Origin of the sequence: Actinomadura sp. BRA 177, from assembly GCF_013372625.1 — a bacterium.
In the GTDB taxonomy this organism is placed as follows: domain Bacteria; phylum Actinomycetota; class Actinomycetes; order Streptosporangiales; family Streptosporangiaceae; genus Spirillospora.
Genome location: NZ_JABXFD010000147.1, coordinates 1 through 24330 on the forward strand (window position 1 = coordinate 1; position 24330 = coordinate 24330).

At 68.8% G+C, this 24330-nt stretch carries 22 protein-coding genes; 15 read left to right on the forward strand and 7 right to left on the reverse strand.

All coding sequences use genetic code 11. The annotated features are described in order from the left end of the window. Window positions 1-180: 180 nt before the first annotated feature. The 3 genes from HUX53_RS04260 to HUX53_RS04270 all read right to left on the reverse strand — a co-directional run bounded on the left by HUX53_RS04260 (window position 181) and on the right by HUX53_RS04270 (window position 2313). Window positions 181-543: a tyrosine-type recombinase/integrase gene (locus HUX53_RS04260; protein ID WP_309237041.1), complete on the reverse strand. Its 363-nt coding sequence runs from the start codon at window positions 541-543 to the stop codon at window positions 181-183. Window positions 544-819: 276 nt separating this feature from the next. Then, window positions 820-1368 (reverse strand): GNAT family protein, encoded by a 549-nt coding sequence (locus HUX53_RS04265; RefSeq protein WP_309237042.1) that lies wholly within the window; start codon window positions 1366-1368, stop codon window positions 820-822. A gap of 498 nt (window positions 1369-1866) precedes the next feature. Beyond that, window positions 1867-2313 carry a MarR family winged helix-turn-helix transcriptional regulator gene (locus HUX53_RS04270; protein WP_217919067.1) on the reverse strand — a complete coding sequence of 149 codons (447 nt, stop codon included), beginning with the start codon at window positions 2311-2313 and terminating at the stop codon, window positions 1867-1869. 60 nt (window positions 2314-2373) lie between these two features. Between HUX53_RS04270 and HUX53_RS04275 the strand changes: the two genes are divergently transcribed. Next, entirely contained in the window at window positions 2374-3825 is a 1452-nt protein-coding gene (locus HUX53_RS04275; protein WP_309237043.1) for an MFS transporter, read from the forward strand. Between the two features lie 359 nt (window positions 3826-4184). Here HUX53_RS04275 and HUX53_RS04280 read toward each other — a convergent pair whose 3' ends face one another. Together HUX53_RS04280 and HUX53_RS39885 are read right to left on the reverse strand one after the other, a co-directional pair. After that, window positions 4185-6527 carry a VIT domain-containing protein gene (locus HUX53_RS04280; protein ID WP_176401863.1) on the reverse strand — a complete coding sequence of 781 codons (2343 nt, stop codon included), beginning with the start codon at window positions 6525-6527 and terminating at the stop codon, window positions 4185-4187. Then, window positions 6524-7447, reverse strand: coding sequence for a MerR family transcriptional regulator (locus tag HUX53_RS39885; protein ID WP_255204910.1), 924 nt, complete (start codon window positions 7445-7447; stop codon window positions 6524-6526). The genes HUX53_RS04280 and HUX53_RS39885 overlap by 4 nt, the downstream gene beginning before the upstream one ends. Before the next feature lie 378 nt (window positions 7448-7825). On the opposite strand from HUX53_RS39885, the gene HUX53_RS04290 reads away from it, so the two are divergent. Continuing rightward, window positions 7826-9586: an RNA polymerase sigma factor gene (locus tag HUX53_RS04290; RefSeq protein ID WP_176401864.1), complete on the forward strand. Its 1761-nt coding sequence runs from the start codon at window positions 7826-7828 to the stop codon at window positions 9584-9586. 207 nt (window positions 9587-9793) lie between these two features. After that, window positions 9794-11008 carry an NlpC/P60 family protein gene (locus HUX53_RS04295; protein ID WP_255204911.1) on the forward strand — a complete coding sequence of 405 codons (1215 nt, stop codon included), beginning with the start codon at window positions 9794-9796 and terminating at the stop codon, window positions 11006-11008. A gap of 202 nt (window positions 11009-11210) precedes the next feature. Here the strand turns inward: HUX53_RS04295 and HUX53_RS04300 are convergent, their stop codons facing one another. After that, on the reverse strand, window positions 11211-11702 hold the full coding sequence (locus HUX53_RS04300) for an inorganic diphosphatase (protein ID WP_131943154.1): 492 nt from the start codon (window positions 11700-11702) through the stop codon (window positions 11211-11213). A 161-nt stretch (window positions 11703-11863) separates the two neighbouring features. Between HUX53_RS04300 and dacB the strand changes: the two genes are divergently transcribed. The 11 genes from dacB to HUX53_RS04355 all read left to right on the forward strand — a co-directional run bounded on the left by dacB (window position 11864) and on the right by HUX53_RS04355 (window position 22102). Next, a complete protein-coding gene (dacB, locus tag HUX53_RS04305) occupies window positions 11864-13240 on the forward strand; it encodes a D-alanyl-D-alanine carboxypeptidase/D-alanyl-D-alanine-endopeptidase (RefSeq protein WP_309237044.1) in 1377 nt (458 codons plus the stop codon). Between the two features lie 121 nt (window positions 13241-13361). Next, window positions 13362-14471, forward strand: coding sequence for a zinc-dependent metalloprotease (locus tag HUX53_RS04310; protein ID WP_176401887.1), 1110 nt, complete (start codon window positions 13362-13364; stop codon window positions 14469-14471). A gap of 45 nt (window positions 14472-14516) precedes the next feature. Then, window positions 14517-15512: a tRNA lysidine(34) synthetase TilS gene (tilS, locus tag HUX53_RS04315; protein WP_176401866.1), complete on the forward strand. Its 996-nt coding sequence runs from the start codon at window positions 14517-14519 to the stop codon at window positions 15510-15512. A gap of 39 nt (window positions 15513-15551) precedes the next feature. Beyond that, a complete protein-coding gene (gene hpt / locus HUX53_RS04320) occupies window positions 15552-16115 on the forward strand; it encodes a hypoxanthine phosphoribosyltransferase (protein ID WP_176401867.1) in 564 nt (187 codons plus the stop codon). A 379-nt stretch (window positions 16116-16494) separates the two neighbouring features. Then, complete coding sequence (gene ftsH, locus HUX53_RS04325) at window positions 16495-18498, forward strand: ATP-dependent zinc metalloprotease FtsH (RefSeq protein WP_176401868.1); 2004 nt, start codon at window positions 16495-16497, stop codon at window positions 18496-18498. A 32-nt stretch (window positions 18499-18530) separates the two neighbouring features. Beyond that, on the forward strand, window positions 18531-19139 hold the full coding sequence (gene folE / locus HUX53_RS04330) for a GTP cyclohydrolase I FolE (protein ID WP_176401888.1): 609 nt from the start codon (window positions 18531-18533) through the stop codon (window positions 19137-19139). A 156-nt stretch (window positions 19140-19295) separates the two neighbouring features. After that, entirely contained in the window at window positions 19296-20219 is a 924-nt protein-coding gene (gene folP / locus HUX53_RS04335; RefSeq protein WP_255204912.1) for a dihydropteroate synthase, read from the forward strand. Beyond that, window positions 20216-20653, forward strand: a complete 438-nt coding sequence (locus HUX53_RS04340; protein ID WP_176401869.1) for a nuclear transport factor 2 family protein — start codon at window positions 20216-20218, stop codon at window positions 20651-20653. The genes folP and HUX53_RS04340 overlap by 4 nt, the downstream gene beginning before the upstream one ends. Beyond that, on the forward strand, window positions 20650-21015 hold the full coding sequence (folB, locus tag HUX53_RS04345; RefSeq protein ID WP_176401870.1) for a dihydroneopterin aldolase: 366 nt from the start codon (window positions 20650-20652) through the stop codon (window positions 21013-21015). The genes HUX53_RS04340 and folB overlap by 4 nt, the downstream gene beginning before the upstream one ends. Continuing rightward, window positions 21012-21599 carry a 2-amino-4-hydroxy-6-hydroxymethyldihydropteridine diphosphokinase gene (gene folK, locus HUX53_RS04350; RefSeq protein WP_176401871.1) on the forward strand — a complete coding sequence of 196 codons (588 nt, stop codon included), beginning with the start codon at window positions 21012-21014 and terminating at the stop codon, window positions 21597-21599. Before folB ends, folK begins: the two co-directional genes overlap by 4 nt. Beyond that, on the forward strand, window positions 21596-22102 hold the full coding sequence (locus HUX53_RS04355) for a DUF3180 domain-containing protein (protein WP_176401872.1): 507 nt from the start codon (window positions 21596-21598) through the stop codon (window positions 22100-22102). The genes folK and HUX53_RS04355 overlap by 4 nt, the downstream gene beginning before the upstream one ends. Window positions 22103-22186: 84 nt before the next feature. On the opposite strand, the gene HUX53_RS04360 is transcribed toward HUX53_RS04355, so the two are convergent. Next, window positions 22187-23335: an NADH-quinone oxidoreductase subunit D gene (locus HUX53_RS04360; RefSeq protein WP_176401873.1), complete on the reverse strand. Its 1149-nt coding sequence runs from the start codon at window positions 23333-23335 to the stop codon at window positions 22187-22189. A 394-nt stretch (window positions 23336-23729) separates the two neighbouring features. Between HUX53_RS04360 and HUX53_RS40690 the strand changes: the two genes are divergently transcribed. Beyond that, on the forward strand, window positions 23730-24077 hold the full coding sequence (locus HUX53_RS40690) for a PH domain-containing protein (protein ID WP_309237045.1): 348 nt from the start codon (window positions 23730-23732) through the stop codon (window positions 24075-24077). Window positions 24078-24330 lie beyond the last annotated feature (253 nt).

Below are 24330 nucleotides of genomic sequence, written 5' to 3' on the forward strand. Positions count from 1 at the left end.
CGTCGATCTCGCGTACACGTACTCGTTCTGCCACCCGGACAGGGTGACGGCCACACGGCGCCGGGCACAGCCTCAAGACGGCGTGTCACATCACAACAGGGCGAACGTTGCCTGCTACGGCACTAGCCGACCGTATCCGGATCGATCGGGCCACCCCAGCCGGTAGCGAACACGTACCCGTCATCGCCGCCCCGTCATCGCCGCCCCGTCATTTCTCGCCGACGAGGAGCTTTCAGCCGCTTGGGCCTTGTGGTGACCCTGGAGCACGGTCACGGTCTCATCATCGATGCTGAGGACGCGGGACCGCCCGCTCTTGGTCGCCCCCTCGATGTGTGCGCCGGCGACGACGCCCGTAGACCCGCTGATCGTGATCTGTTTTGCGTCCAAGCCGATGTTCGACCACCGCAGGTTGAGCAGCTCCCCGCGCCGCGCGCCCGTGTACGCGGCCAGGTGGTAGAAGGCGAACAGCCGATGCCAACGTATGGCCCCAAGGATGGCGCGGAGTTGCATGGCCGTCCAGACCGCGCCCGGTTCGTTAAGCACTGCCTTCGGCCGCTTAGCCCGCTCGCCGGGTTGGACGGTATGAACTCGTCGACAAGGACGGCGTCACCGAACGCCTTGCGGAGGATGGCGTGCGTTCGCCGGACGGTCGAGATGCCCAGCGCCTTGCCGCCCCCCCACCCGTCCGAAGGCCGAGGTAGAGCTTGGTGAACGGTTCAGTCGCCCACCCGCCGCCTCGCGACGGCAATGGGCGGCGTTGGTCGGCCGGGACGGACCAGCCCCTTTGACGTCAGTGGTGTCGTTCCCGCAGTCCCGCCGCTAGGGGAGGATGTTGGGGTCGCATGGGGGGAGGCTGGTCGTCATGCCGGCGGTGATCGCCCAGCGTTCGTGGTCGCGCCAGACGCCGCCGATGTTGATGAACTCCGGGGAGAATCCCTCGCGGCGGAAGCCGAGGCGCTGGACGAGGCGGCGGGACGGTTCGTTTCCCGGCTGGATGTCCGCCTCGACCCGGTGCAGGCCGAGAGGGCCGAACGCGTACAGAACGGTCAGGCCGATGCCCTCCGTCATGAAACCTCGGCCGGTGCTCGGGGCGAAGGCGGCGAAACCCAGGACGGCGCGGTCGTACGGCCCGCGGACGATGCCGGTGAGGGTGGCGTGACCTGCGATGGCCCCCGTGTCGACGCGTTTTATCAGCAGCGCCTCGCCGGCCGTCGGATCGGAGAAATGGCCCAGGTACTCGCGGAACATCAGTGCGTCGGTCGGCGTCCGGACCCAGTCCGCATGTAATTCGGCGCTCTGTTCGGCGAGCTGGAGGAATTCGTCCTCGTCCGCCGCCCGCATCCGGCGCAGCATCACGCGACAGCCCACAATGCCTCCGTCCCTGGCTCCATTGCCCATGGACCGTTCTCGCCAAAGCCCAGACTGCCCCACCCACCCCACGCACCGCACTCTCCCCGCAGTCACGTCTACGGGACGCCCCCGCCCCGGCCACCTACCCGCTGACGGCGGCGCCGCCATCCCGGGCCGACGACCTCCAGCCCGACGCGATCACTTTGATCGCCTCGGAGCGGACAGCCTGCACACCCTCCTTGCCGATCAGCCAAGCCGTCTTGCGGTGAGCAGCGCGCGGCGGCGGGCCGCGATGACTTCGGGCCGCGACGACTACGGGCAACGACGACTACGGGCCGCGACGTCTACGGGCAACGACGACTTCAGGTTGCTTCGGCTGGACGAGTGCATGACAGACCGCTGATCCGCGCGCCACGCCCCCGTCCCCGATCCGTGCTCCCGTGGATTCGTCAGGTCCGTGGGGCAATCGGGTTCGTCGGCGGTAGGAGAACGCGCACTCAGAACTAAAGGCGTCGGTCAAGTTCCGTGGGGGGGCGGCTGGGAGGCGGTGGGCGTCAGGTTTTCGGCGAGGATCGTGAGGTGGGTCTCTCGAGCCTCGGCGTGGCGGCGGCGGCCGGCTTCGGTGATCTGGACGAAGACGCCGCGGCGGTCGTCCTTGCATAGGTCGCGTGTGACGTAGCCGTGTTTCTCCAGGCGGGCGACGGTGCGGGACAAGGCGCTCTGGCTGAGGTACATCGCGGCGGCGATCTCTTGCATGCGGCGCTTCTCACAGTCGAGATCGACCAGGCGGTCGAGCGTCTCGTATTCGCTCATGCTCAGGCCGTGGGCGTCCTGCAGGGCGCGGTCCAGAGCGCACGCGACCGTGTTGTAGCAGGTCGCCAGCTCGCGCCAGTGGTCGACCAGGGCAACCTTCGCCTCCATGGCGCGGATCGTACCATGCGCGCGCATCAGATGCATCGGCATTAAATTCCTTCGAAATTAGTGCGTGGACATTTGATGCATGTGCATGTACTGTCCTCCGGCGTGGCTATCACCGACACCTCACCTGTCTCCACCGTCCGTCCGCCGGCGGCCGAGCGCGCGCCGGCCGAACAGATCTGGACTCCCCGGTTGTGGGGGATCCTTGCGGTCCTGTGCGCCGTGATGTTCCTCGACGGGCTCGACGTCTCGATGGTGGGCGTCGCGCTGCCGTCGATAGGCACCGAGCTGGGCCTCACCACCACGTCACTGCAGTGGATCGTGAACGGGTACGTCCTTGGCTACGGCGGCTTGCTCCTCCTCGGCGGACGCACCGCCGACCTGCTCGGACGCCGCCGGGTCTTCCTCACCGCGCTGGCCGTGTTCGCCGCCGCGTCCCTGGTGGGCGGACTGGTGAACGACGGCACGCTGCTGATCGTCACCCGCTTCGTCAAGGGGCTCGCCGCCGCGTTCACCGCGCCCACCGCCCTGTCCATCCTGACCACGTCCTTCCATGAGGGGCCCGCGCGTAACCGGGCGTTGTCGGTGTTCTCCGTCTTTGGGGCCAGCGGCTACTCATCGGGGCTGATCCTGGGCGGGTTGCTGACCAGCTTCGGATGGCGTTGGACGTTCCTGACGCCCGTCCCGCTCGCGGTGATCGCCCTTGTCGCGGGCATCGTGCTGATCCCGCGGGACAGGCCGGCGGCCGGTGGCGGCCACGACCTCGTTGGCGCGGTGACGCTCACCGGCGGCATGCTGCTCGCCGTCTACACCGTGGTCTCGGCGCCCGACCGCGGCTGGCTCGACCCCGTTACCCTCGGGTCCGTCGCGCTCGCGATCGCCCTGCTGATCGGCTTCCTCGTCACCGAGAACAAGGTGCGGCACCCGCTGATCCGGCTCGGCATCCTGCGGATCGGCTCCATCGTCCGCGCCAACCTGAGCATCGTCGCGCTGTTCGGGTCGTACCTCAGCTTCCAGTTCATGATGACGCTCTACCTGCAGGACGTCCTGCACTGGTCGCCGCTGAAGATGGCGATGGGACTGCTGCCCGCCGGGCTTCTCGTCGCCTTCGGCTCCCCTTTCGTCGGACGCCTGATCGACCGGTACGGGACGCCCCGCCTGATCATCAGTTCCATGACGTCCCTCAGCCTGGGCTACGGCTGGTTCCTGGCCACGGCAGGGAACGCGCCGCACTACGTGTTCACGATCCTGCCGACGATGCTGCTGCTGGGCGGCGGGTTCGCGTTCGGGTTCAGCTCGATCATGGCGCAGGCCACGGACGGCATCGACGACTCCGAGCAGGGCCTGGCCTCCGGCCTCGTCCAGACCTCGGGCCAGGTGGGTGCCGCCCTCGTCCTCGCCGTCGTCACCGCCCTGGTCGCCGGCGGCACGGCCGCCGGCGGTGACGGCTTCGCCGAATTCCACCCGGGCGTCAACCTGGTCAGCGCCGTCGCCGTCATCGGCCTGACCCTGAACCTGATCCCCCTGCTGCGCCGCTACCACCCCCAACACACCTGATCACCCCTCTCAGCTGCGGGAGGAGCGGCACCCGAGGTCGCTCCCCCGCACCGCACTCAGCCTCCGCCGCCGCTCGAACGCGACAACCCGGCGCACTTGCCTGCCGCTCGCGTCCGCTCACCGTGGGCGCTCGAACGTGGGGGCTCGGCGTACTCGTCTGCCGCCCGCGCTCAGCCACCGAATCCCTTCTCGTTCTGCGGGAGAGTGTCGTCTGAGGCTGTTGCCTCGGGCGATGCCTTCTAGCTCGCTGGTGGTACGTGTGCGTGGTTTGGTGGCCGGTTGCCGTCCGTGGCGTGGGGGCGGCTTCTTCGGAGGCCGTCCCGCGTTTTGCTTGCATGGTGAGGGGCGCCCGGAGGGTGCTACTTGGGGCGTTTCCAGAAGGGGCGGCGGGGCGGGGTTTCTTCTGTGAAGTCGGTCAGGACCTCTAGGGCGCGGGTCCATTGGTCGTTGATGGTGTTCTGGTCCGAGGTGGGCTGGAGCCGGCGCAGGTCGTCGCGGAGGGTCGCCAGGGGGGTGGCGTCCAGGTACTCGGCCTCCATGCGTTGGACGATCGAGTCCAGGATGGGGAGGAGTTCGTCCAGCAGGTGGTGGACGCGCTGGTCCGCCGGGATCTGGCGGAGGCGGTCGAGGACGTTGGACAGTTCTGTCTGGAAGCCCGTGAGGGCGGGGACGCTGCGGGCTCGGCGTGGGGTCGGGCCTCGTCCGGCCGGTGTGCCGAGAGGGCGGCCGGAGGCTGGTGCCGGAGGGCTGCCGGCGCGCTTGGGGGAGGCGCCCGGTGGGGGTGCGAAGGGAGCCGGGGCGGCCGAGAACGCGGCATGTGCTGCCCGCAGGGCCGCCGCGGCCGTCGCCCAGCCTCGGGGGGACTCCACTGGTTGGACGACCTGGTGCGGGGTTTGTCCGTCGGTCGCCACTCGGCTGTCCACGGCCACGAATGCGGTGAAGCGGCAGAGGACGCCGAAGCGGAGTGACGTCTGGACGATGCGTTGCTCCAGGTCGTCGGCGCCTCCGACCGCGTAGCGGTCTTCGAGGTCCCGCAGGTGGGCGCGGACCCAGATGGAGGTGGCGGCGCGGCTGGTGGAGACGATGCCGGTGGCGTGCTGCTCCCAGGGCGTCCCGTCGGACGTGGTGCCTCGGACGGAGAGTGCGCCGGACGGGGAGCCGCGGAAGCGGCCGGCGATCACCAGGGGCACGCCGGGGAACAGCGCGCCCAGGCGGGCCGGGGCCACCGAGCCCGGGATCACTTCCAGGCCGTCGACGTGCAGGGTGAGGCCGGTCGCGAGCGGGGCGGCGATCCGGTGGTGGATGTGTTCCATCGCCTCGTCGAGACGGTCCTCGGACTCGACGAACTCGCTGCGTCCCCGGCCGATGGAGGCGAGCCGGTTCAGGAAGCCGGCGTTGACGGCCTGGTCGATGCCGACGGTGTGGACGCGGACGCCGTGGAGCCGCGGTTCCAGGTGGGCGAGGAGTTGGTCTTCGTTGCCGACCTGCCCGTCGGTGATGAGGACGAGCACCCGGTCACGCGCGGAGTCGGCGAGGAGGCGGCAGCCTTCGTCGAGCGGGGCGAGCATCTCCGTGCCGCCGCGCGCGTCCAGCGTCGCCAGGTGCTCGACGGCGCGGAACCGGTTGCGGTCGGTGCCGTCGGCCAGGCCGGTGCCGAGATCGCGGGGGCGTTCGATGACGTTGTCGAAGGACAGGACGGCGAACCGGTCCTCGCCGCGGAGCGTGTCGACGATGCGGGCGGCGGCGCGGCGGGCGGCGACCATCTTCCAGCCGTGCATGCTGCCAGAGCGGTCGAGGACGAGGACCACGTCCCGCGGGCTCGGTCTGGCGTCGCCGGAGGGCAGTACGGTCAGGTTGAACGTCCCCTCCTCTTCGGACTCGTCCGGGACCAGGGAGAGGGCCGCGGTCTCGTGCGGGGCGAAGCCGAGGCGCAGGATGAAGTCGCGGTCGAGTCGCTCTCCCGGTTGCAGGCGCACGGTGGTGCGTTCGCCGGTGCCCTCTTCGCTCACCACGTGGAGCGCGGATCGGATCTCGGTCAGGGGGAGCCCGGCCGGATCGATGTCGGCGGTGATGGACAGGCGCACCGGATTGGGGAAGCCGGGCAGGAGGACGGGCGGGCTGATCCGGGACGCGTCCGGTACGGCGTCGGTGTCGTCCGCCACCCCGGAGCCCGCGCGTTCACCGTCCAAGGGGGCGCCCGGGATGTAGCGGGGGGCCACCACGAGCGGGAAGCGGAACGTCGCGCTGGAGGCTGATTCGTGCGGCAGCGGCTGGTCGAGCGTCAGCCTGATGGTCACCCGTTCGCCCGGCAGGATGTTGCCGACCCGCATGGTGAACACGTCCGGGCGGTCTTCCTCGGCGATCGCGGCGCGTTGGCCTGCGGCGATGGCGGCGTCGTAGTCCTGTCGCGCCTCGGCGCGCTCCTTCAGCGTCCCCTCGATCACCCGGTCCGCGGCCTCCATGCGCAGCGCGATCACGGCCGCGCGGTCGGGGAGCGGGAAGATGTAGGTGGCTTCGAGCGGCGTGTCGAACGGGTTGCGGAAGCCCTGGACGACCTCGATTCCGGCGGCGAGGCCGGTGATGGACGCGTGCACGTCGACGGAGTCGAGCGGCAGGTTGCCCTTGTCGGTGCTGAGCGCGCCGAGCCCGCGGTCGGATACCGGGGGTTCGGTCTCGGGTAGTGGCAGGATGCGCACGGTCACGGAGACCTCCGGGAGTGAGCTGCGGGCGGATGTGCGGGGCTTTCGGCGGGGGTGAGGAGGCCGCGCCGGCGTAGCTCGTCGAGCAGCGGCCGTGCGGCGGTGTCGATCGCGGCGAGGTCGTCGTCGCTCAGGGCGGGACCGTCCAGGAGGAGTGTGAGGCTGGACGTGAGCCGGACCCCTTGGACGACCGGGGGAAGCGGCCTGCCGTAGTCGGCGGAGACGGTCGCCCTGTCGTACGACACATCGGGCCGGGCAGCCCAGAAATTGGTCCGCTCGCCGGCCCCGACATCCGCCGGTGCGCCCGCGGGCTCGGTGAATTCCGCGGCCACCCCTGATCCGCCGACGCGGCCAGTGGAATCTTCTGAAGCCGAGGAGCCCGATCGGGGGTCGGTTGTGGGTGTGCCTTCCGGGGGGTGGGCCCGGGCGGTGACGCTCTCCTGAGGCGGGGAGTCCACCGGAGGCTCGATGGTGCTCGCGTCTTCCGAGTCGAGGGCTTTGGCGGCGGCTCCTGCCGGGCTCGTGGTGTTCGCGTCTTCAGGGTTGTGGGCTGTGGTTCCTTCCCAGGCCGGGGGGCTCTCCGGTGCCTCGGTGGTGTGGGAGACCGATCGGGGGAGGGCGGCTATTCGGGTGAGGGTGTCGTTGGTGGCGGCGGTGAGTTCCAGTTGGATCTCCGCGATCGAGCGGCCCTCGGCCTGGCGGCGTTTCACCGCGACCAGTTGGAGCAGGTGGCGGGGCCCGTACAGGGCGGTGCGGCCGCGGCGGGCGAGCGGCGGGTCGACCAGGCCGATCGTGGTGTACCAGCGGATCAGCCGGGTGTTCGGAACATCGCGCACCCGGCCGTTGACCTGCGCGGCTCCGTCCGCCGCGAGGGCGGCGGCGGCGCGTTCCGCCAGCTCGCCGATCGTCCAGGTACCGTCCATGCCTCGATGGTGACACTGTCATCGTGACAGTGTCAAGCTGGCGTCGTTGATCGCGTCGAAAAAGTCCCGCCGGGTGGTTCGCTGGTGGTGATGCGGCCGGCTGGCTCGGGGTCCGGGCGATCATGGGAATGGCCTCCTCGGAATGAGTGAGGCCGAATTTGGCCATTCACTACGCGTTGTGTCTCGATCGCTCATCGCCATGACGCCCTGGTCAATCAAGCGTGCGATACTTGCAGTACCTCGGCCAAATCGCTCAAAGCTCCTAATCAGGACACTCCGTGAGAGTTGACCAGATAGCGCAAGAATGGTGTTCGGTATCCGTGTTGGATCTTCTGAATTGGCCAGTAAAGAACGCCGGGAGCCTTTACCTTTTCTGGTATGAACGACCATCTCCTGGTCGAGGCGCTACGCGAGCGCGATCCCGGCGCCACGGCCGCGGTGTACGACGCCCATGCCCACCGGCTGTACGCCTACTGCTGGTTCCGGTTGCGATGCCGTGACACGGCGCAGGTCGCCTTGCGCGACACGTTCATCGTGGCCGAGGCGCACATCGGCGAGCTCCGAGACCCCGCCCGGTTCAGGCCCTGGCTCTATGCCATCGCCAGGCTGGAATGCGAACGACGCCTGCCGCCTCGGGCCAAGGCACCGGACGTGCCGGTCGCCAGCCATGACCAGGAGGACGTCGACCAGCGCATCACGGCGTGGCACGCGGTCCTGGCGTTGCGCCCGCTCTCCCGGGAGATCCTTGATCTGAGGCTCAGGCGCCGGCTGACGGTTCCCGACCTGGCCGCCGTGTTCGGCCTGTCGCTGAGGGACGCCCAAGAGGCGCTGGACGTCGCGCACGGCGAACTGGAGGCAGCGCTAACGGCGGTGATACTCGCGCAGCAGGGTCCTTATGGCTGCACTCAGCGCGCGACGTTACTGCGAGAACGGCGTGGGGAGCTCGCCCCCGACCTGAGCAGGCAGCTGATGGAGCACGCGGAGGCGTGTTCCGTCTGTGGAGCGTTCCGTCCCAGGTCCGTGTCGGCGAAGAAGGTGTACGGGCTCCTGCCGAATCCACGCCCGGCGGCGGAACTTCGGTTGCGGGTGATGAGCTGTTTCCTGGACCCGGAACTGGTCGGCTACAGGCTCTTCGTGGCCACCAGGGTCACGGAGTTCAGACCCGATGGCTTCCCCGTCCATGACGCACGGTCGGGACGGCGGGTCCGCCCCGGAGGCGGGAGAACATGGTTCAGCCGCCTCCGCAAGACCCCTCCAGTAGCGCCTGAGGCCGACGTCCGTGCGCAGGTCGTCCGGGCGGCCATGGTGTTGGCAGTGGTCGCCGTCCTGTCCGGTGGTGGCGTCGCCTCGATGTACGGGGTCCTCGGCACTGCCCGGAGACCCGCGGGGACGACGGCGGACCCGCATCCGACAGTGATCCCGGGCGTCTCGCAGATGCCGGAGAGCAGACGGCCGTCCGCGACAGGTCCGGTAGGGCCGGGGACTCTTGACGCCGCTCCTGTGTCGGCAACGTTCCCGCTCGGCGCGCGCGCGTCGTCCGCACCCTCCACCGCCTTGCCGCCACCGCCTCCCGTCCCGGTCGCAGGGACTGAGCCGACCGTCGGCACAGGTGTCCTCACGGTCTCGCCGCTCTTCCTGGACTTGGCAGGGGGTTCGGACGCCTCCATTGAAGTACGCGCAGAAGGTGGACCACTGGCCTGGCAAGCAAAGCCTCAGGGGCCGATTCGAATCGAGCCGTCGTCCGGGCATCTCCAGGCAGGACAGACCATGACCGTGCGCGTCCATGTCTTCCGGCGGCCGGACACGCACGGGGACGGCACCATCACCTTCCAGCCGGGTGTCACCCAGGTGCGCGTCACTTGGCGGCAAGATGCGCCGCCCGACACGGGGCCCTCACCCACGCCAACGAGTTCAGGACCAGTGAACCCCTCCACGCCACCCAGCACGCAGCGCCCCGGTAGTCCACAGCCCACACCGCCAGAGACGCAACGGCCGGAGAGCCCTGAACCGACTCCATCCCAACCATCGACTCCTGTGCCGACACCGTCATCCAGCGGGACCCCAGAGCCGACACCATCTCCGCCAGAACGGTCGTCCGGGGAGACCTCGCCGAAGGTGAGCCCGACGTCCACTGCATGACGAGACGTTCACCGCGTGACGATGAGACTGCCGACAGTTGAACGACGGCAGAGGTGGCGAAAGTACTGGCCATTGCCCGACTCAACTACTCTTCGTAGGTGATCGTTTGCGCTAAGCAGTACATCCCCGGGGGAGGACGTGCTCATGGCATCTGGCGCAGCAGACACCCGCCGCCGTCGCGCGATACCGTCCCCTGCGCGGAGCACGATGTTGCGGCTGGTCGCCCTCACCTCCGGCCTTGCGATCGGAATGAGCCTGCTGGTTCCGGCCGCGTCCGCACGTCCCTCCGCTGACCCCGGCCCTAGCGCGCGGGACGTCGACCGGAGCGAACGCCAGGTAAGGGAACGGGCGGCAGAGGTCGGCCGGACGAAGGCCAAGCTCGCGCAGGCGGACGGCGAACTCGACAGCCTCGCCATCGCCGCGGAGGCCGCCATAGAGCGCTACAACGGCGAACAGGTGAAACTGCAACGCTCGCAGCAGGCGTACAGGGACACCCAAGGCCGTCTTGCAGAGGCGAACCGACGGATGGAGGAGACGAGGGCCGAACTGGCGTCGTTCGCCGCGCAGGTCTATCGGGTCAACACCGGCTACGACCAGATGTCGTCGGCGCTCGTGGGCGATGGCGGACCCCAGGGTTTCATGGACCGCGCCGGAATGGTCGAGATGCTCGCCAAACGGCGAACCGCCATGGTCCGTCGGGTCGAGGCGTCCAAGACCGTCGCGGACGTGTTCCGCCGTCAGGCGAAGACCACGCTGGACGAACAAGAAGCTGCGACCCGACGTGCCGACGAGGCCAAGCGGGTCGCACAGGAGGCGGTGGCCAAGCAGCAGGCGTCCGTCCAGCGCATCGAAGCTGAGAAGCGACGCCTGGAGCATCGGCTGGGCACCGCTAAGGCCCACGCTGCACGCGTCAAGCGCGCGCGGGAGAAGGCTCGCGAGAAGGCTGAGGCACGCAAGGTTGGTTCCGACTTCGCCGGCTCGGCGTCTTCCGTCGCGGGACTGCCCTCGTCCGCCGCGCGAGAGGCGACTGTGGTTCGGGCGGCGCTCAAATGGCTCGGAACCCCGTACTCATGGGGTGGAGGCAACACGTTCGGCCCCAGCCAGGGGGTCGCCCAAGGCGCGGGCACCGTCGGCTTCGACTGTTCTGGCCTGGCCATGTACGCGTGGAACAAGGCCGGTGTGCGGCTCGACCACTGGACGGGTACGCAATGGACGTCCGGCCCCCACGTCCCCATCAGCGCACTGCGTCCGGGCGATCTCATCTTCTTCGCCACGGACCCGTCCAACCCCGCCACCATCCACCACGTAGGCATCTACATCGGCGACGGCCGGATGGTGGAGGCTCCCTATACGGGGGCCAGGGTGCGCATATCGAGCATCTACCGGAGTGACCTGATCGGCGCCACCCGTCCCTCGGGATGAACCTCCGGAAGGACCGTACGGCCGCATGGACGGCGAGAACCCTTCCGCACGGCGTTCCGTACGGAAGGGCCCATCGCGAGTCGAGTCGTGTCGCAGGGCGGCGGGGAGCGGATCAGCGCCGTCCGCGACTCCCTACCCCAGCCCGGCCCTGGCCCGGCGTGGCCCCGGCATGGCGCGGCCGGTCGGCAGGACCGGACGGCGCTCAGTGGCCGCCCTGGTCCGCGGCGCGCTTGCGGGAACGCTCGATCTCCAGTTCGGCTTCGACACGTCCCACCCAGCTGGCGCCCTCCACGGACTTGCCGGGCTCCAGGTCCTTGTAGACCTCGAAGAAGTGCTGTATTTCCAGGCGGTCGAACTCGGCGACGTGGTGGATGTCGCGGAGGTGCTCCATCCGGGGGTCGGTGGCGGGGACGCACAGGACCTTGTCGTCACCACCGGCCTCGTCGGTCATCCGGAACATGCCCACCGCGCGGCAGCGGATCAGGCAGCCGGGGAAGGTCGGCTCCTGCAGCAGGACGAGTGCGTCCAGCGGGTCGCCGTCCTCCCCTAGGGTGTCCTCGATGAACCCGTAGTCGGCCGGGTACTGCGTCGAGGTGAACAGCATGCGGTCGAGCCGGATACGCCCGGTCTCGTGGTCCACCTCGTACTTGTTCCGCTGGCCCTTCGGGATCTCAATGGTGACGTCGAAATCCAAGATGTCCTCCGCTCCCTGCGCGCGCGCAGTGAATAGTCTTCCGGGAGCCCGTGGGTGAGGCCGGCCCCACAGGCGGGTGTTCCCTCGTATAAGGATGTCGCACGTTGGCGAGTGCTGAGTGGGAGAGGGGCGGTCACGTGCCTGGACGGGGCCGAGCCCTCGTGATCCTGTCGCTGTCCCTCCTTAACGTTTTCACCGTCACCGCCGGGCTGGCAGTGGCGAAACTCACACCCGACCGGCATCTGTCCCCGCAGCCGCCGAGCGTTGCGGCGCGCGACCTCGTGCGCGTGCCCGCGTCGTCGGTCGTGCTCCCGGCCGCCGACGCCGGTTCGGGCCGTCCGCCGAATCCGTCCGTCCTGGCTGGACGGCTGTCGGCGCTGGTCGGCGGCCCGAAGGCGAAGATCAACGCGGTGGTGATCGACGCGGAGACGCGGCGGTCCCTGTACGCGTTGCGGGCTGACCGGCCCGCCACCCCCGCCTCGACGACGAAACTGGCGACGTCGGTGGCGGCGCTGGCCTCGGTCGGACCCGCGCACCGGATCACCACCCAGGTCGTGGACGGCGCCGGCGGCGGAATCGTACTGGTCGGAGGCGGGGATCCTACCTTGACGGCCTTGCCGCCACGTCCGGCGGCCGGACATCCGCCTTATGCGTCGCTCCTGGATCTGGCCCGTCAGACGGCTGCCGCTCTGAAGGCGTCTGGTGTGCGCCAGGTGCGAGTGGACTACGACGTGTCCGCATACCAGGGGTCTCGTACGGCCGCCGGGTGGAAACCCAACTATCTACCGGACGGAGAGGTCGCCCCTGTGACCGCACTGACGGTGGACGAAGGACGGGTCTCGCCGATGGATCCGTCCAAGAAGACCCGGGTTTCCGACCCACCGGCCGCTGCCGCCAAGCAGTTCGCGCGTTTGCTGTCCAAGGAGGGGATCAAGGCCAAGGCGGGTCGAAGGACGGTGGCGACGAAGGGCGCGACACGGCTCGGTGCCGTCCAGTCACCGCCGTTGTCCGCTCTGGTGGAGCATTTGCTGACTGAGAGCGACAACGACGTTGCCGAGGCGGTGGCTCGCCAGGTCGCCATCAAGCAGGGGCGTCCGCCGACGTTCGCGGGTGCCGCGCAGGCCGTCCGGCAGGTTCTGGCCAGGCTCGGTGTCGCGGAAGGCGTTTCGGTCAACGACGGAAGCGGACTGTCGCCGCGCAACCGGATCTCGCCGATCGCGTTGGCCCGCATCGTCTCGCTGGCCGCCGGTGAGAAGCACCCGGAATTGCGCGCGGTCATCACCGGACTGCCCGTCGCGGGGTTCTCGGGGACGCTGAGCCCACCGCGCTACACCGCCGCGTCCAGCCGGGCGGGCGCGGGGATGGTCCGCGCGAAGACCGGCACTCTGGCGGGCGTCAGCACGCTGGCGGGACTCGCCTATGACGCCGACGGACGGCTGCTCGCGTTCGCGTTCATGGCAGGGGACGGAAAGAGCCCGGTCGATCCGGGCAAACTCGACCGGCTCGCGGCGGCCGTGGCCGGCTGCGGCTGTAACTGACGCTCGGCGCGTGTGGCCGGGACCGTACGGGAGATAACCAGAACGGTTGTTCGTTGAACGGCCTAGTAGGGGCGCCTCGGCGCCGTCTCCGAAACGTACGGTGGAGTACATGAGCGCCTCAATGATCGACTGGAACGTGGCCGTTCAGGCCGGAACCCGGCTCGTCAGGCCGGGACCGCAGGTCAGCTATGACGAGGCCCGTGAGGTCGTGAAGGAGTTGCGCGAGCTGTCGAAGGTCGCTCACGGGCACGTGCGGGACTTCACCGGCATGGCGTCCGAGCTCGACCCGGACCCGGCGACCATCGTGGACAGGCCCGGCTGGATCCGTGCGAACGTGGACGGTTTCCGGGTGGTGCTCGAACCGCTCATCGAGCAGATGTCCGAGCGGCGGGCTCCGGGCCCTCTCGGTGGTGCGGGGAACGTGGTCGTGCAGGCGGTCGGTTCCCGCGTGACCGGTATGCAGGTGGGGGCGATTCTGGCGTACATGGCGAGCCGTGTTCTGGGGCAGTACGAGCTGTTCCTGCCGCCGGATCCGACGGGCCGTGCTGCGACAGGACGGTTGACGCTGGTTGCGCCCAATATCGTCCATGTCGAGCAAGAGCTGGGTGTGCAGTCACGTGACTTCCGCCTTTGGGTGTGCCTCCATGAGGAGACGCACCGCGCCCAGTTCACCGGCGTCCCCTGGCTGCGGGAGTACGTCCAGGACCAGATGACCAAGTTCTTGCTCGCTTCGGACCTCGACCCAGGCGCGATGCTGGATCGCCTCCGGGACGCGGCCGAGGCCGTGGCGGACGCGGTGCGCGGCGGCGACGCCAACCTCATCGACGCGATCCAGAGCCCGGAACAGCGCGAGATCCTGGATCGACTGACCGCCGTGATGACCCTGGTGGAAGGGCACGGCGACTACGTGATGGACGCGGTCGGCCCAGAGGTCGTGCCCTCAGTCCAGCAGATCAGGTCGCGTTTCCAAGGACGGCGTGAGGGCGGCACCAGGCTCGACAAGACGATCCGGCGTCTTCTTGGCATCGACCTGAAGATGAAGCAGTACGCGGAGGGTTCGCGGTTCGTGCGGCGGGTCGTCGCAGAAGTGGGCATGAGCGGCTTCAACCAGGTCTGGGAGTCGCCGGAAAGCCTTCCCACGCATGACGAGATCAAGGAGCCGTCGCTGTGGATGGCGCGCGTCGTCGGCCCCAGGGCCATCGACACACCGCCCACGGCCAACGAGGCCTGAGCCAGAAAGACCGGCGGGGCCGCACGTGGTGGTAGACGTTTCACCATGGGGCCTGATCCGGCAGTGGCGGCAGTACGTCTCGCAGTACGGCGGCTGATCGCCGATCTGCCGCGAGGCAAGCTGCTGCTGGCCGCGTGCAGTGGGGGCGCCGACTCTCTAGCGCTCGCCGGTGCGCTCGCCTTTGAGGCGCCCAGGGCGGGACGCTCTGCAGGCGGCGTCACAATCGACCACGGCCTACAGGACGGTTCCGACGAGCGTGCCGACGCCGTAGTGCGAACCATGGCGGACCTTGGGCTCGACCCAGCGGGTTCCATCGCGGTCAACGTCGATGGGCCGGGAGGTCCTGAGAACGCCGCTCGCGATGCCCGCTACAGAGCACTCGATGAGGCCGCTCAGCGCCTGGGAGCCGCAACCGTGCTCCTTGGCCACACCCAGGACGACCAAGCCGAGACCGTCCTTCTGGGGCTGGCGCGTGGTTCCGGTGCCCGATCGCTGTCTGGCATGCCCTCCGAGTTCAGGCGGCAGGACGTCCTCTACCTGAGGCCCCTGCTCGGGCTCGACCGCGCCACCACACGTCGAGCCTGCAAGGCGATGGGTCTGGAACCGTGGGACGACCCTCACAACGTCGATCCTGCCTACGCGCGCGTGCGCGTACGGCACCAAGCCCTCCCCGCCCTGGAGAAGGCTCTTGGGCCAGGAGTGGCCGAAGCGTTGGCGCGAACGGCCAGGATGCTCCGGGACGACGCAGACGCCTTAGATGCCCTAGCGGCCCGTTCCTACGCCGCCCTAGAGGCCAGCGAGGACGGCTACCGCGTGGCCGTGCGGCTGGAGGGGCTCGAAGAGTTGCCCAGAGCCGTCCGTACGCGCGTCTTGCGGATGGCCGCGGTGAAGGCCGGCAGCCCACCGGGTACGCTCGCGGCGGTTCACGTCGATGCGGTGGACCGGCTGGTCACGGCCTGGCACGGCCAGCGGCACGTGGATCTGCCCGGGGGGCTGCGCGCCGACCGGCGGTCCGGGAAGCTGCTGTTCGGCCCGGCCTGACCTCCTGTCGTATGCGAATCGAGCGATGAGGGTGGGTTTGTGGACGAGAAGGACCTGGGCACCGACCTGGCGAAAGTACTGATTCCCGAGAGCGACCTGCAGGCCAAGGTGCGGGAGCTCGCCGGTCAGATCGATGCCGACTACGCGGGCAAGGACCTGCTGCTCGTCGGGGTCCTCAAGGGCGCCGTCATGGTCATGGCGGATCTGGCGCGGGCGCTGCACACGCCCGCGTCGATGGACTGGATGGCGGTGTCGTCCTACGGCTCGGGCACGAAATCGTCCGGCGTCGTGCGCATCCTCAAGGACCTCGACACCGACATCCTCGACCGGCACGTCCTGATCGTGGAGGACATCGTCGACTCCGGCCTTACCCTGTCGTGGCTGGTGAGCAACCTGCGTTCGCGTGGCCCGGCGTCGCTGGAGATCTGCGCGCTGCTGCGCAAGCCCGAGGCGGTCAAGACCGACCTCGACGTGAAGTACATCGGTTTCGACATCCCTAACGAGTTCGTCATCGGGTACGGGCTCGACTATGCGGAGAAGTACCGGAACCTGCCGTTCGTCGGCACGCTCGCCCCGCACGTCTACGGCGGCGACGGGTCCTGACCTACCCTGGGCGCTGTCCGGTGGGTCCGGCCGGCCCGTTCGTCCAGGACGGGGCCATGCTGGTCGGAGACTCGCAAGAGGCCACAGGGAACAAGTAACCGTGACGAATCGTTGCAAGGATCGTTGACGGGTATATGGAAGGGATGCGGGAGAACGGCGTCGGCTGCGCCTCCTGTTCCTGCGGTGTACCGTCGGTGTCCCGGACCCTGGGTTCGGGGAGCCATATGAGGGAAGCCGCCAAGGTGGGTCCGAAGCCCCGGGCGACGGGCCTTTCGTTGGACGCATTGTTGGTCGCAGTGGCGTTCGTCCCCCCGGGACGGGCGGGGATCGCACACAGACGTTGTCAGGAGGGACGGGCCCCGTAGGGGTAACCGGATAAATGGACGTGAAGCGCTACTTTCGCGGGCCGCTGCTGTGGATCCTGCTGTTCGGCATCTTGGTCGCCCTCGTCATGTGGGGCGTCAACCCCGGCCGTTCGTTCGAGAAGGTGGACACCTCCAAGGTGGTCCAGGAGATCAACGCGGGCCAGGTGAAGTCGGCCAAGATCGTTGACAAGGACCAGCGGATCGAGGTCACCCTCAAGAACGACAAGCGGCAGCAGGCCTCCTGGGTCGACGGCCAGGGGCTCCAGTTGCAGCAGCAGTTGCAGAAGCAGGCCGACGCCGGTCAGTTGTCCGGCGGCTACAACGTTGATGTCCCCAAGCAGAGCTTCTTCCTGAACCTGCTGTTCAGCCTGCTGCCCATCGTGGTCATCGTGCTGATCTTCCTGTTCATCATGAACCAGATGCAGGGCGGCGGCTCGCGGGTGATGAACTTCGGGAAGTCCAAGGCGAAGCTCATCACCAAGGACACCCCGAAGACCACCTTCGCCGACGTGGCCGGGGCCGAGGAGGCCCTGGAGGAGCTGGAAGAGATCAAGGACTTCCTGCAGAACCCGGCGAAGTTCCAGTCCATCGGCGCCAAGATTCCCAAGGGCGTGCTCCTGTACGGGCCGCCCGGCACCGGTAAGACGCTGCTGGCGCGCGCCGTCGCCGGTGAGGCCGGCGTGCCGTTCTACTCGATCTCCGGTTCGGACTTCGTGGAGATGTTCGTCGGCGTCGGCGCGTCCCGTGTCCGCGACCTGTTCGAGCAGGCCAAGACCAACGCGCCCTCGATCGTCTTCATCGACGAGATCGACGCGGTCGGCCGGCACCGCGGCGCGGGCCTCGGCGGCGGCCACGACGAGCGGGAGCAGACCCTCAACCAGCTCCTGGTCGAGATGGACGGCTTCGACGTCAAGGGCGGCGTGATCCTGATCGCCGCGACGAACCGTCCCGACATCCTGGACCCGGCGCTGCTGCGTCCCGGACGGTTCGACCGGCAGATCACCGTGGACCGTCCCGACCTTGAGGGCCGCAAGGGCATCCTGCGGGTGCACGGCCGCGGCAAGCCGTTCGCGCAGGACGTCGACCTCGACATCATCGCGCGGCGGACGCCGGGCTTCACCGGCGCCGACCTGGCCAACGTCATCAACGAGGCGGCGCTGCTCACGGCCCGCTTCGACCGCAAGCTGATCGACATGGAAACCCTTGAGGAGTCCATCGACCGCGTCATGGCCGGGCCCGAGCGCAAGACCCGGGTGATGTCGGAGAAGGAAAAGAAGATCATCGCCTACCACGAGGGCGGGCACGCTCTGGTGGCGCACGCGCTGCCGAACTCCGACCCGGTGCACAAGGTGACGATCCTTCCGCGTGGGCGCGCCCTGGGTTACACCATGACCCTGCCGATGGAGGACAAGTTCCTCACCACGCGCTCCGAGATGACCGATCAGCTCGCCATGCTCCTGGGCGGACGTACCGCCGAGGAGTTGGTGTTCCACGAGCCCACCACGGGCGCGGCCAACGACATCGAGAAGGCCAGCGGCATCGCCCGCAACATGGTGACCGAGTACGGCATGAGCGAGCGCCTGGGCGCGCGCAAGTTCGGCTCCGGTCAGGGCGAGGTCTTCCTGGGCCGCGACATGGGTCACGAGCGTGACTACTCCGAGGACATAGCGTCCGCGATCGACGACGAGGTCCGCCGGTACATCGAGGCCGCCCACGACACCGCGTGGGAGATCCTCACGCAGTACCGGGACGTCCTGGACGAGCTCGTGGTCAACCTGATGGAGAAGGAGACCCTGTCGAAGGACATGGTGCTGGAGATCTTCGCGCCGATCCAGAAGCGGCCGCACCAGAACTCCTACACCGGCTACGGCAAGCGCCTCCCGTCCGACCGTCCGCCGGTGCTGACGCCCAAGGAGCTGGCCCTGCTCGGCCCGCAGGACGTCACCGACCTGACCAAGAACAACGGTCAGGGCGGGGTCACCTCCGAGGCGGTCGATCCGTCCCAGGGTGAAAGCTGACCGTCTTGGCGATTCCGTACGACGAGGCGCCGATCGAGAATGACCCGCCGGGCGAGACCCTGCACGGCGGGCATTTCGACCACGCGCGTATCGAGAAGGCCGTGCGCGAGATCCTGATCGGCATCGGGGAGGACCCCGACCGTGACGGCTTGCGCGACACTCCGGCGAGGGTGGCGCGTGCGTACGCCGAACAGTTCGCGGGTCTCCGGCAGAAGCCGGAGGACGCGCTCACCACGGTGTTCGACGCCGACCATGAAGAGATGGTCCTGGTGAAGGACATTGAGGTCTACTCGGTCTGCGAGCACCATCTGGTGCCCTTCCACGGGGTGGCCCACGTGGGGTACACGCCCAACAAGAAGGGCCAGATCACCGGTTTGTCGAAGCTGGCCAGGCTGGTGGACGTGTACGCGCGCCGGCCGCAGGTGCAGGAGCGGCTGACGAGCCAGGTCGCGGACGCGCTGATGAGCGTGCTGGAGCCGCGCGGGGCGATCGTGGTGATCGAGGCGGAGCATCTCTGCATGACGATGCGCGGTGTGCGGAAGCCGGGCGCGAAGACGGTGACGTCTGCGGTGCGCGGCGACTTCCGCGATCATGCCGAGACCCGGTCCGAGGCGATGAGCCTCATCCTGGGCCGCTACTGACCGTCTGTCCTTCCCCGGGAGTGCCGGACCGCCTGAACGGGCCTCAGCGTCGCGCTGAGGCCCGTTCTGCTGGTTCGGGAGGGGGTGCGGCGGACGTGTTCGGACGGTCGAGGCACCGCGTCGAGCCCACGCATCCAAGGCATAGGGTTGGGTGACATGACCAATGCCGTAGTTCCGGGGCTGCCCGCACCAGGGCGCTGCCTCGTCATGGGCGTGGTCAACGTGACTCCGGACTCCTTCTCGGACGGCGGCGCCTGGTTCGATCCTGAGAAGGCCATTCGTCATGGGCTGGACCTTGTCGCGGAGGGCGCCGACATCGTGGACGTCGGCGGCGAGTCCACGCGGCCGGGCGCGCAGCGCGTCTCAGAGGACGAGGAACTGCGCCGGGTGGTGCCCGTCATAGAGGCGCTCAATGCGGAGAACGTTCCGGTCAGTATCGACACCATGCGCGCGGAGGTCGCGGAGGCCGCCGTCCGCGTGGGTGCCCGGTTGGTGAACGACGTCAGCGGTGGCCTGGCCGACCCGGACATGGCGCGAGTGGTCGCCGCGGCGGACGTTCCCTACGTGGTGATGCATTGGCGCGGACACAGTCATGACATGCAGACCCGTGCCGTCTATGCGGATGTCGTCCGCGAAGTGCGCGATGAGCTTCTGCAGAGGGTCGATGCAGTCCTGCAGGAGGGCGTCGACCCGTCGATGATCGTGCTCGATCCTGGGCTGGGCTTCGCCAAGAGCCCGAAAGCGGGCCACAACTGGACGCTTCTGGCCAGACTCGACGCGCTGACCGCGACCGGTTATCCGGTGCTCGTCGGTGCGTCACGCAAGAGCTTCCTCACGAAGCTGCTAGCCGATCCTGATGGAACCCCTCGCGCGTTCGCCGAGTGTGATGACGCCACTGTGGCCACTACGGCGTTGGCCGCGGCGGCCGGCGCATGGTGTGTGCGGGTTCACCGGGTCCGTCCCAACGCGGACGCGGTGCGTGTGGCGGCCGCCGTCGGTGCGGCCCGTCCGTCCGATGACGGAACCTCAGAACCGGTCGCGGCGGACGGTCGCGCCCAGCAAGGGGGACACCGCGTATGAGCCGTGCCGTGAACCGCGCCGACGTGGACGAGGTCCACGCCGAGTTCTACGCCGCGTTCGAGGCCGGCGACTTCGACCGGATGTCGGCGGTATGGGCCGACGGCCCGTACGCCGCCGGTGTCTCGTGTGTGCATCCCGGTTGGACGATGCTCCGTGGACGTGAGGAGGTGCTCCGTTCGTGGGCCCTCATCATGGCCAACACCACCTACATCCAGTTCGTGCTGACCGACGTCGAGACCGACGTGTACGGCGACCACGCAGTGGTGACGTGCAAGGAGAACGTCCTCACCGCCGATGAGGACACCGAGGCGGGATTCCTCGCCGGGGGAAGCATCGTGGCGACGAACGTGTTCGTACGGGCGGGCGGGGAGTGGCGGCTCCTGCTCCACCATGGGTCACCCGTCCTCAACGTCGTGGATGCAGAGGAAGAATGAGTCTCGACCGCATCGAACTGCGCGGCCTGCGCGCGCGGGGACGGCACGGGTGCCTGCCGGCCGAGCGTGAACTCGGCCAAGAGTTCGTGGTGGACGCCGTCCTCGGGCTGGACACCCGCCCCGCCGCCGCCGGGGACGACCTCTCGCGTACCGTCGACTATGGGACACTCGCCAGTCGGCTTGTCGCGACCGTGGAGGGCGAGCCCGTCAATCTGATCGAAACGCTGGCTGACCGGCTGGCGACTATATGTCTGGAAGATAGGGCGGTGTCCGAGGTGGAGATCACCGTCCACAAGCCGAGCGCCCCCGTGCCGCACCCCTTCACGGACGTCGCCGTGAAGATCAGGAGGAGTCGCCCATGACAGCGTCCGACCGCATGCCCGACCGCACCGCCACCGGCGGGCACATGCTGGTCCAGCACCGTGTCGTGTTCTCGATCGGTAGCAACCTCGGGGACCGGATGGACAACATCCAGGAGGCGGTCGACGCGCTGTTCGACGCGCCCGGGCTCAACTTCGTGGCGTTCTCCCCGGTCTACGAGACCGCGCCCTACGCGCCGCCCGGCGAGACCATCCCCGAGCAGGGCGACTTCCTCAACGTGGTGCTGGTGGCCGACACGCGGCTGCCACCGGAGAACCTGCTCGAACGCGTCCTGAACATCGAGAACTCCATGCGCCGGGAGCGCGAGGTCCGTTGGGGGCCGCGCACCCTGGACATCGACATCGTCGTGTTCGGTGACGTCTCGTCCGACGACCCCGATCTGACGCTCCCGCACCCGCGCGCGCACGAGCGCGCGTTCGTGCTCGTCCCGTGGGCCGACATCGAGCCGGACGTGCTGCTCCCCGGGCACGGCCGCGTCGGTGACCTGGCCCAGGCCAAGCAGTCCGAGGGTGGCCCGTCGGCCGTTCGCCGGCGGGAGGACCTGTCCCTGCAGCAGCCTGCATGAAGCCGTCCCGCCCCCTGTTCCTCGTCGCCCTGGTGGTCGTCGTCGCGGTGGTCACCTGGGCGGTGCTGCGCTCTGCCTACGTCTCGTTGCCGCCGCTCCCGTGGACGGCGGTGCCGACCCTCTTGCTGCTGGCCCTCGGCGAGGGGTTCAGTGGCTGGAACGTGCTGCGCCGCATCCGCCGGAAGCCCGGCAAGACGCGCGTACAGGAGGCCGGCCGCAAGTCGCCGAAGCCGATCGAGCCCATGGCGGTCGCGCGGCTGGCCGCCCTGGGCAAGGCGAGCGCGCACACCGCCGCCCTCATCGCGGGCGTGTTCGGCGGGTTCGCGGTGAATCTCGCGTCCGAGCTCGACAAGCCGACGCCGCGCCACGACTTCTTCGTCAGCGGCGCGACCTTCCTGGCGGCCGTGGTCCTGGTGGCGGCGGCGTTCTTCCTCGAGTACGCGTGCCGCGTGCCCAAGGACCCGGACGAGGAGGAACGCGACCACCGCGCCTCCCGCGCCTGATCCGCGCTTGCCCGAGGGCGCGCGGCTCAGGGCGTCTGCCTGTGTCACCTCGGGTGCCTGGGTCGGCACCCGTGGTTCATGCGGTCATTTGTCGATGTCGCCGACGACGAAGAACATCGAGCCGAGGATGGCGATCATGTCGGCGACCAGGTTGCCCGGCAGTAGTTCCGTCAGGACCTGGATGTTGTTGAAGGACGCGGACCGCAGTTTCATCCGCCACGGGGTCTTCTCGCCGCGCGACACGAGGTAGTAGCCGTTGATGCCCAGCGGGTTCTCCGTCCACGCATAGGTGTGGCCTTCGGGGACCTTCAGAACCTTCGGCAGACGCTGGTTGATCGGGCCGGGCGGGAGTTCGGCGAGGCGCTCCAGGCAGGCGTCGGCGAGATCGAGGGACGCGTGCACCTGGTCGAGGAGGCATTCGAAGCGGGCCAGGCAGTCGCCCTCCGTGCGGGTGACCACACGGACGTCAAGGTCGCCGTAGGCGAGGTACGGCTCGTCCCTGCGCAGGTCGAAGTCCACGCCGGACGCTCGTGCGATGGGACCCGACACCCCGTACTGGAGGATCTGTTCCCGGGTCAGGACACCGACGCCTCGCGTGCGCGCACGGAAGATCTCGTTGCCCATGATGATGTCGTCGATGTCGCCCATGCGGGAACGGACCTCGGAGACGGCCGTCCGCGCGCGCGCCGTCCAACCGGCCGGAAGCTCGTCCTTCAGCCCGCCGACGCGGTTGAACATGTAGTGCATGCGCCCGCCGGAGATCTCCTCCATCACCCGCTGCAACGCCTCGCGCTCGCGGAAAGCGTAGAAGATGGGGGTAATGGCACCGACTTCCAGCGGATACGAACCGAGGAACATCAGGTGGTTCAGGATCCGGTTCAGCTCGGCCAGGAGGGTCCTCACCCATACGGCGCGTACGGGGACCTCCATGCCGAGCATCCGTTCGACGGCGAGAACGACGCCGAGCTCACTGGAGAACGCCGACAGCCAGTCGTGCCGGTTCGCCAGGACGATGATCTGCCGGAAGTCGCGGACTTCGAACAGCTTCTCCGCGCCCCGGTGCATGTAGCCGACGATGGGCTCCGCGCCCGAGATGCGTTCACCGTCCAGCGTCAGCTTCAGCCGGAGCACGCCGTGCGTGGACGGGTGCTGGGGGCCGATGTTCAGGGTCATGTCCTCGGTGGCGAGCTCCTTGGCGCCCGCACCGATCCCGACGATCCGCTCGGTGGTCATGGTCGCGCCTCCGCCACTCCGATCACCGCTTCATGGTCCCATGGCGAGCGGTACTCGTTTTCCGGTTGACTAGGGGTCAATGAACGCGAGCCATGGCGAACCGCCGTACGAGCCCGCCGCGCAGCCTGGCCCCCAGGGCGCGGCGCACCCGCCCGTGCCCGCCGGCCCGGGCATTGGCGGTCAACCGCCAGGTCAGGTACCGGCACATTACCCGCCGCAGCAGGCGCCTCAGGGACCACCCGGCTACCGGGCCGATCAGGCGTTCGCGCCCGGCGGCGACCTCCACTGGGCGCCCATCTCCAAACGCCACGCTTGGCACCGGCTTCTCAGCGCCGTTCTCTGGGCGATACCCGTCGGCGGTGTGGGCGCGTTCATCGTGTGGAGGAACGGTGGCGTGGTGGCCGGCGCCATGTGGGTCGTCGCCGTGCTCCTCGGGGTGGCCCTCACTTGGCTGGTCGCCGAACTGGATCGCAGGACGTACGGGTACGCCGAGCGTGCGGACGACCTCATCGTCACGCACGGAGTGTTCGTCAAGCGGCTCATCGTCGTCCCTTATGGGCGGATGCAGTTCGTGGACGTCACGGCGGGGCTCCTCGAACGATGGATGGGGATCGCGACCGTCCGGATGCACACCGCCGCCGCGGCTACTGACGCGACCATTCCGGGGCTGCCCACGGCTGAGGCCGCCCTACTGCGCGACCGTCTCGCCCAGAAGGGCGAGGAACGGAGCATGGGCCTATGAGTGGCCCCTACGGCCCATACGGTCCGCCAGGACAACCCGGCCCCGGGCAACCCGGCCCTGGACCGTACGGCCGCCCAGTTCCGCCCTACGGCCCGCCTTACGGACCTCCAGGGGCACCCAGACCACCAAGCCCGCCGCCGTACGGCCCGCCGCGTCCTCCCTACGGCTATGGCGTACCACCCGGCTACCGTCCACCGGTCCGTTTCTCTGAAGGCACGCACAGGCTTCACTGGGCAACCGCACCACTGCGCGC

Excerpts from the sequence above, each read along its gene's own strand:
- HUX53_RS04270 (WP_217919067.1), bottom strand. The coding sequence starts at position 2,313 with ATGCCGATGCATCTGATGCGCGCGCATGGTACGATCCGCGCCATGGAG.
- HUX53_RS39885 (WP_255204910.1), bottom strand. The coding sequence starts at position 7,447 with ATGGACGGTACCTGGACGATCGGCGAGCTGGCGGAACGCGCCGCCGCC.
- HUX53_RS04290 (WP_176401864.1), top strand. The coding sequence starts at position 7,826 with ATGAACGACCATCTCCTGGTCGAGGCGCTACGCGAGCGCGATCCCGGC.
- HUX53_RS04295 (WP_255204911.1), top strand. The coding sequence starts at position 9,794 with ATGTTGCGGCTGGTCGCCCTCACCTCCGGCCTTGCGATCGGAATGAGC.
- HUX53_RS04310 (WP_176401887.1), top strand. The coding sequence starts at position 13,362 with ATGATCGACTGGAACGTGGCCGTTCAGGCCGGAACCCGGCTCGTCAGG.
- tilS (WP_176401866.1), top strand. The coding sequence starts at position 14,517 with ATGGGGCCTGATCCGGCAGTGGCGGCAGTACGTCTCGCAGTACGGCGG.
- ftsH (WP_176401868.1), top strand. The coding sequence starts at position 16,495 with ATGGACGTGAAGCGCTACTTTCGCGGGCCGCTGCTGTGGATCCTGCTG.
- folP (WP_255204912.1), top strand. The coding sequence starts at position 19,296 with ATGACCAATGCCGTAGTTCCGGGGCTGCCCGCACCAGGGCGCTGCCTC.
- HUX53_RS04340 (WP_176401869.1), top strand. The coding sequence starts at position 20,216 with ATGAGCCGTGCCGTGAACCGCGCCGACGTGGACGAGGTCCACGCCGAG.
- folB (WP_176401870.1), top strand. The coding sequence starts at position 20,650 with ATGAGTCTCGACCGCATCGAACTGCGCGGCCTGCGCGCGCGGGGACGG.
- folK (WP_176401871.1), top strand. The coding sequence starts at position 21,012 with ATGACAGCGTCCGACCGCATGCCCGACCGCACCGCCACCGGCGGGCAC.
- HUX53_RS04355 (WP_176401872.1), top strand. The coding sequence starts at position 21,596 with ATGAAGCCGTCCCGCCCCCTGTTCCTCGTCGCCCTGGTGGTCGTCGTC.
- HUX53_RS04360 (WP_176401873.1), bottom strand. The coding sequence starts at position 23,335 with ATGACCACCGAGCGGATCGTCGGGATCGGTGCGGGCGCCAAGGAGCTC.